Here is a 6,625-nt window from a genome sequence, read left to right as displayed (position 1 = left end):
GAATATGGAGATTGTGTGGAGTCTGGACCGGCCCCATCGCGCGCCGGCTCGCTCCCACAGTTGATCTGCGGTCCCCCAGCAGGAGTGAGCCTGCTCGCGATGGGCCGCAACTCGGTCCTAAGCCAGGCGCAACCTGACTTCAACACCACCCTCGACATTGCCGATGCTCAATGCCCCACCATGCAGCTTCACCACTTCTTCCACAAAGTTAAGCCCCAACCCGGTGCTCTTGCGCCCACTGTCCGGGCGCGGCAGCGAGTAGAAACGCTCGCTCAAACGCGGTAACGCATAGTCGGGAATCGCCTCGGCCTGGTTGAACAACCTGAACTCGATCTGCTCACCAATCTTCTCGGCGCTGAACCGCAGCAGCCCCTGAGGCGGGGTGAAATCCAAAGCATTCTCCAGCAGATTCCCCAGCGCCTGCCGCAACAGAAACGGCTCGCCATGCAGGGTCATATCCGGCGCGATCCTCTGTTCCACGCGCAACTTTTTCCCTTCGATCCGCGCGGCCTGGGCGTTGAGCAACTCATCCACCAAACCCGCCAACGGCACAGCCACCCGCTCTTCCAGCCCTTGACGCTGTTCGACCTGGGCCAGGTTCAGCAACCGCTCAATCAACTGCTGCATCCGCACACTTTCACTGTCGATGTTGCTGACGAAACGCTGCTGCTGAGCCAACGGCATTTCACCTTGCAGCAACTCCGCTGCACCGCGAATCGCCGCCAATGGGCTTTTCAATTCATGGGTCAGGGTGTGCACATAACGCTCGACGTAGGCTTTGCCTTCCAGCTGGGTTCGCATCTGTTCCACTGCCGTCGCCAGTTGCTCCAACTCCCCGCCGCGATAATGCGGCACCTCGACGCGCCGGCCCTCACTCACCGCTTGGGCATAGGCGGTCAACCGCCGCAGTGCCGCGCTCAGCCACCACGACAACAGCGCGCCAAACAGCAGGCCCAGGCCGATCAACCCGGCGCCATAAGCGAGCAATCGACGTTCGGTGCGATCCACGTAAGGCTGCAACGAACTGTTGGGCTTGGCCACGGTGACCACGCCGATGATCTGGCCGTTGTCGCGAATTGGCGCGCCAACGTGCATCACCGAAGAGGTCGCATCGTTCGGATCGCTGCGGGTGGAACGTGCGCCGTATTCACCGCGCAACGTCAGGTACACGTCGTTCCAGCGTGAGTAATCCTGCCCCACCGCTGCGCCACTGGAGTCCAGCACCACGAGGCCTTTGGCGTCGGTGACGTAGATGCGATGGTTGACCTGATTCTTCGGCAAGCCCCAGATGCTGGCGTTCGGTTGCCGCTCGCCATAGGCCTTGAGCAGCTCGGGCCAGCGGTTCTGGTTGAGGGTGCCGGCCTTGAAATCATCACGCAGGATCTCGGCCATGAGGTTGGCGGTGTCGACCAGGGTTTCTTCCGTGGACTGACGCACCCCTGGGCGGATTTCTTCCATCACGGTGTTGAGCACGAAGTAACCGGTCAGGCCGATAAACAGCACGTAGACCAGGAAAATCCGGATCCCCAACGGCATCAGCTGTGCCCCGGGCTGTAGCTGTAACCGAGGCCGCGATGGGTCTGGATCGGTTCGGCGTCAGCCTTCACCAGACGCAATTTGGCGCGCACGCTTTTGATATGGCTGTCGATGCTGCGCTCGTAACCGGCATCGGCGGCCACGCCCAGCGCATCGAGCAATTGCTCGCGACTGAAGACGCGTTCGGGTTGTTCCAGCAGGCATTGCAGCAGACGGAATTCGTGCCGGGTGAGATTCAATGGTTGATTGCGATAGCTGATCTGCACGCGTTCGCAGTCGACCCGAAACAACGCCGATGAGACTTCGGCCACCGGTCGCGGCGCCATGCGCTTGAGAATCGCCCGGACCCGCGCCGCGACTTCCCGGGGGCTGAACGGCTTGACCACGTAGTCGTCGGCGCCGATTTCCAGGCCCACGACGCGGTCGATTTCCGCGTCACGGGCGCTGAGGAAGATTACCGGCACTTCGCTGAAACGCCGCAGTTGCTTGCAGGTCTCGAAGCCGCTGATGTCTGGCAGGCCGATGTCGAGAATGATCAGGTCGGCCGGGGTCTGGCGCTGATGCTCCAGCGCCGCCGCGCCGAGGCTCAACCAGGTCGTGGTGAACCCCTCGCCCTGCAACGCGAATATCAAGGTGTCGGCAATCGCCGCTTCGTCTTCGACAATCAGGATATGAGGCATGGCGTCCGAGCCCGGCAGTTAAGTGGGCGAACGGTGCCCCAAGCCTCTCGTTCCGTCAATCAGCAGTCGGGTTTGTCGGCAGTGAAACGCCGCGCCGGGTTGACCGCCGCACCGAATTCACGCAAGGCCTTGGCACCGATCAACAGCGGATAGTTGAAGCTGCTGCGGTCGGTAAGGTTGACCTCGACGGTGCGCTTGACGTTGCCCAGGCACAGTTCCAGATCGACTACCGGGCGCTTGGTCGGCTCGACGGCTTCCTTGTCATCGTCATCCTCTTCGGAGCGGGTCTTGATCTTGCTGATCCGCGCGACCTTGTGCTCGTAGACCTTGTTGCTCGCGTCTTTGGTGGCGAGGCGGAAACGGACCCACTCGTCGCCGTCGCGGGTGAAGGTTTCGATGTCTTTGGCCGACAGCGAGGCCGTCAGGGCGCCGGTGTCCATTTTGGCCTTGAGGACTTCGCCGCCGATTTCCGGCAGCGCAATGTATTCGTAACGCCCGTACAGCGTCGGCTCGGCGGCCAGGACCGGCAGGGCCACGAGAGAAAGCAGTGCAAGGAGGGATTTCACGTAATGGGCATCCTTTGGGAATGGGGGCGCAGTGGCCAAATTCTAGACCGCAAACAACAAAGATAGTTGGACGGCCACCTAGCTTTGTGGCGAGGGAGCTTGCTCCCGTTGGGCGGCGAAGCCGCCGTAAATCCATTCAACTCGGTGTTCCTGACACGCCGCTTCACATTAGCTTTTGGGGCCGCTTCACAGCCCGGCGGGAGCAAGCTCCCTCGCCACAGGTGATCTCATCAGGCGGCAAGCATAACGATGTAAAGGTGAAACATTCGTCACCGCCGATTTGGCCTGCGGCCCGAAGCTGAATATCATGACGCGCCCAAACGCTTTCAAGAGTTACTTATGCGCCGCCTGCTCACCGGCTGTTTCGTTACCCTGCTGCTGTTGCTCAACACCCTGGTCCTGATCGGGCCGCTGATGGTGTTTGCGCTGCTCAAACTGGTCTTGCCTGGTCGCTATCGCGACTACGCCTCATGGGCGGTGATGTGGATCGCCGAAACCTGGGCCGAGATCGACAAGCTGATCTTCAAGTGGTGCATCCCGACCCAGTGGGACATTCGTGGTGGCGAGGGTCTGCGCGTCGATACCTCATACCTGGTGATCAGCAACCATCAATCCTGGGTCGATATCCCGGCGTTGATCCAGGCCCTGAACCGCCGCACGCCGTTCTTCAAGTTCTTCCTCAAGAAGGAACTGATCTGGGTGCCGTTCCTGGGCCTGGCGTGGTGGGCCCTGGATTACCCGTTCATGAAGCGCTACACCAAGGCATTCCTGGCCAAGCACCCTGAGTTGGCCGGCAAGGATCTGGAGATCACCAAAGCGGCGTGCGAGTTGTACAAGCGTCAGCCGGTGACCGTGGTCAATTACCTGGAAGGCACCCGATACACCGCAGCGAAAAGCACTCAGCAGCAGTCACCCTTCACTCACCTGCTCAAGCCCAAGGCCGGCGGCGTGGCGTTTGTGCTGGCGGCAATGGGCGAACAGCTGGATGCCGTGCTTGATGTGACGGTGGTGTATCCGCAGCAGCAGATTCCGGGGTTTTGGGATTTGATCAGTGGCAACGTGCCGAGGGTCATCATCGACATCAAGACCCGAGAACTCGACCCGGCGCTGTGGCAAGGCGATTACGAAAACGATCCGGTGTTTCGCGAAACGGTCCAGAACTGGGTCAACCAGCTCTGGATCGAGAAGGATCAACGCATCGACGCGTTGCGCGCCGAGCGCCGTTGAATCAACTGCCGGTGCCGGCGCCCCAGATCCCGCCCAGGCTTTCCAGCAACGAGCCACCAACGCCCTGCTGACCGAGGTATTGCAACAGCACCGGGGCAAACTGGCCGATCATGCCGCTGTCCATGCCCAACGCGCTAAAAGCGTTGTTCAGATCGTTGGTGTTCTTCACGGCACCCAAGGCATTGTCCAGACCGGCCGCCTTGCCGGAAGACCCAAGCAGGCCGGCCAGCGCACCCAGCTCACCGCCGCCGGACAACTTGTCGATGCCCGGAACGCTTTTGGCCAGTTCCGAGTAATCGGTCGAGCTCAACTGATTCTTCGCCAGCCCCAGCATCGCTGCGGTGCCACCCACGGCTTGCTCGGGTTTAACGTTCAACTGCGAAGTCAGCGCGCCGAGCAGCCCGGCGGTTTCCTGCGTCGGTGCGGCGGCCGTGGCTGCGTTTCCGCCCTGCATGCTCGAGGCCGCTTTGGTTACATCTTCCAGGCTGAAGCCGGCGAAGACCGGGCTGGCCGCGAGGGTCATCAGAGACGCCAGTGCAAAACCGCGTGAAATCTTCATCCAGACATCCTCTTGCGCCATTAAAACCGCCCGTGAGCGGACGGGAAAACTGCCGGTTTGACCGGGGTTTACTGGGCATTGTTCCTTGCTGCCGCAGACATTTTTAGAACTGTCACGTTTAAAAATACGAGGGGTTATTTCAAATGGGCATTGCCGACTGTCAGAAGTGACAGTAGCCCTACAACCGTCAGCCACGCAGCATGAGCACCCCACCCAATGTAAAGGACTACACCATGCGGATAAATACGATTGCCATTGTTTTAGCCATTGCTGGCATTTCAAGCATGGCTCAGGCTGATACCTGTCCTGAGGTCTCCAAGATTAAAAGGACGGACCAAGGTTTTGTGGCATTGGATGAATCAGGCCGCAAGTGGGAAGGCGACAATCCGACGCTGACAAGTATCGATGAAAATAAAACCGTCTTTGAAAGTGCCACGTACATCACCGAAGACGAGGATGAAACCGGCCCTATCAGCGTCAGCCAAATGAGCTGTCGTTACAAAAACATCGCCTTGGTGATCGACAACGTTAAAGATTGGAAGCCGATCTCTCAAGATGAGTGGAAATCGAATCACTGTACGAAATCCATCAACGAGTGCTCATTCTCCACCAGCAATAAATAAAAAAGGGCGACATCTCTGTCGCCCTTCTCCCGTCTTGCGTAACGCTTACGCCGCACTGAACAACTTATGCGGATCAATCACAAACTTCTTCGGCACGCCCGCATCGAACTCGCCATAACCGCGTGGCGCGTCATCAAGGCTGATGACTTCCACGCCAACGATGTCGGCAATGTGAATGCGGTCCCACATGATCGCCTGCATCAGCTGGCGGTTGTACTTCATCACGGGCGTCTGGCCGGTGTGGAAGCTGTGGGATTTGGCCCAGCCCAGGCCGAAGCGGATGCTGAGGCTGCCCATTTTTGCGGCAGCATCGACGGCACCTGGATCTTCGGTCACGTACAGGCCCGGGATACCGATTTTGCCGGCAACCCGTACCACGCCCATCAGCGAGTTGAGCACGGTGGCCGGGGCCTCGTGTTTCACGCCGTCATGGCCGTGGCCGCGCGCTTCGAAGCCTACGGCGTCGACGGCGCAATCCACTTCTGGCTCGCCCAGCAGTGCAGCGATTTGTTCGTGCAGCGGGGTGTCCAGGGACAGGTCGGCGATTTCGAAACCCTGGGCCTTGGCGTGTGCCAGGCGGACGGTGTTGACGTCACCAACAATCACCACCGCCGCGCCCAGCAGGCGGGCGGACGCGGCAGCGGCCAGACCGACAGGGCCGGCGCCAGCAATGTACACGGTGCTGCCTGGGCCAACGCCGGCGGTGACTGCGCCGTGGTAACCGGTCGGCAGGATGTCGGAGAGGCAGGTCAGGTCGCGGATTTTTTCCATCGCGCGATCACGATCAGGCAGTTTCAGCAGGTTGAAGTCGGCATACGGCACCATCGCGTATTCAGCCTGGCCGCCGGTCCAGTCGCCCATGTCGACATAACCGTAAGCACCGCCCGGACGCGCCGGGTTAACGCTCAGGCATACACCGGTATGCATTTCCTTGCAGGAACGGCAGCGCCCGCAAGCCACGTTGAACGGCACGGAGACCAGGTCGCCGATCTGCAGGTTTTCGACGTCGCTGCCCTTCTCGATCACTTCGCCAGTGATTTCGTGGCCCAGTACCAGGCCAGTCTGAGCAGTGGTACGGCCGCGCACCATGTGCTGGTCGGAACCACAGATGTTGGTGGAAACCACACGCAGGATGACGGCGTGGTTAATCTTCCTGCCGCGCGGGTCCTGCATTTTCGGATAGTCGATTTTTTGCACCTCGACCTTGCCATTGCCGAGATACACCACACCACGATTGCCAGACATGCTTTCACCTCGCTGTTGTTTTTATGTAGCGGTCGCGTCGCCATGAAGCGGCGGCGCGTTGATTGCTCTGGTTGTTGCCTGTGTGTCTTGTGTTGCCTGATAGGGCCTCTTCGCGAGCAGGCTCGCTCCCACATTTGATCGGGGGTGTACACACGTCTGTGACCAACACAAAACCTGTGGGAGCGAGCC

General features: G+C 60.0%; 7 protein-coding genes. 2 read left to right on the top strand and 5 right to left on the bottom strand.

Annotated features, from left to right (window positions below; genetic code table 11):
* Nucleotides 1-117 precede the first annotated feature (117 nt).
* From creC to QMX98_RS30980, 3 genes are read right to left on the bottom strand one after another with little or no spacing between them, the layout of a single operon-like run.
* The gene (creC, locus tag QMX98_RS30990; RefSeq protein WP_282411896.1) at nucleotides 118-1,536 is read right to left on the bottom strand and encodes a two-component system sensor histidine kinase CreC; all 1,419 of its coding nucleotides are present in this window, start codon (nucleotides 1,534-1,536) and stop codon (nucleotides 118-120) included.
* Nucleotides 1,536-2,216: a two-component system response regulator CreB gene (gene creB / locus QMX98_RS30985; protein ID WP_010467062.1), complete on the bottom strand. Its 681-nt coding sequence runs from the start codon at nucleotides 2,214-2,216 to the stop codon at nucleotides 1,536-1,538. Before creB ends, creC begins: the two co-directional genes overlap by 1 nt.
* Before the next feature lie 59 nt (nucleotides 2,217-2,275).
* Entirely contained in the window at nucleotides 2,276-2,782 is a 507-nt protein-coding gene (locus QMX98_RS30980) for an ATP-dependent zinc protease (RefSeq protein ID WP_010467060.1), read from the bottom strand.
* A 339-nt stretch (nucleotides 2,783-3,121) separates the two neighbouring features.
* On the opposite strand from QMX98_RS30980, the gene QMX98_RS30975 reads away from it, so the two are divergent.
* A complete protein-coding gene (locus QMX98_RS30975; protein WP_282411895.1) occupies nucleotides 3,122-4,009 on the top strand; it encodes an acyltransferase in 888 nt (295 codons plus the stop codon).
* 1 nt (nucleotide 4,010) lies between these two features.
* Here the strand turns inward: QMX98_RS30975 and QMX98_RS30970 are convergent, their stop codons facing one another.
* On the bottom strand, nucleotides 4,011-4,568 hold the full coding sequence (locus QMX98_RS30970; RefSeq protein WP_282411894.1) for a DUF2780 domain-containing protein: 558 nt from the start codon (nucleotides 4,566-4,568) through the stop codon (nucleotides 4,011-4,013).
* Between the two features lie 200 nt (nucleotides 4,569-4,768).
* Here QMX98_RS30970 and QMX98_RS30965 point away from each other — a divergent pair, with 200 nt between their 5' ends.
* A complete protein-coding gene (locus QMX98_RS30965) occupies nucleotides 4,769-5,191 on the top strand; it encodes a DUF3757 domain-containing protein (RefSeq protein ID WP_282411893.1) in 423 nt (140 codons plus the stop codon).
* 45 nt (nucleotides 5,192-5,236) lie between these two features.
* On the opposite strand, the gene fdhA is transcribed toward QMX98_RS30965, so the two are convergent.
* Nucleotides 5,237-6,436, bottom strand: a complete 1,200-nt coding sequence (fdhA, locus tag QMX98_RS30960; RefSeq protein ID WP_077747277.1) for a formaldehyde dehydrogenase, glutathione-independent — start codon at nucleotides 6,434-6,436, stop codon at nucleotides 5,237-5,239.
* Nucleotides 6,437-6,625: the final 189 nt, after the last annotated feature.

The sequence above is a fragment of the Pseudomonas sp. PS02303 genome, from assembly GCF_029959925.1.
GTDB lineage: Bacteria > Pseudomonadota > Gammaproteobacteria > Pseudomonadales > Pseudomonadaceae > Aquipseudomonas > Aquipseudomonas mandelii.
This window is presented reverse-complemented; position numbering and strand designations above follow the sequence as displayed.

Coding starts and splice junctions, on each gene's coding strand:
- fdhA (WP_077747277.1), bottom strand. CDS start 6,436: ATGTCTGGCAATCGTGGTGTGGTGTATCTCGGCAATGGCAAGGTCGAG.
- QMX98_RS30975 (WP_282411895.1), top strand. CDS start 3,122: ATGCGCCGCCTGCTCACCGGCTGTTTCGTTACCCTGCTGCTGTTGCTC.
- creC (WP_282411896.1), bottom strand. CDS start 1,536: ATGCCGTTGGGGATCCGGATTTTCCTGGTCTACGTGCTGTTTATCGGC.
- QMX98_RS30970 (WP_282411894.1), bottom strand. CDS start 4,568: ATGAAGATTTCACGCGGTTTTGCACTGGCGTCTCTGATGACCCTCGCG.
- creB (WP_010467062.1), bottom strand. CDS start 2,216: ATGCCTCATATCCTGATTGTCGAAGACGAAGCGGCGATTGCCGACACC.
- QMX98_RS30965 (WP_282411893.1), top strand. CDS start 4,769: ATGAGCACCCCACCCAATGTAAAGGACTACACCATGCGGATAAATACG.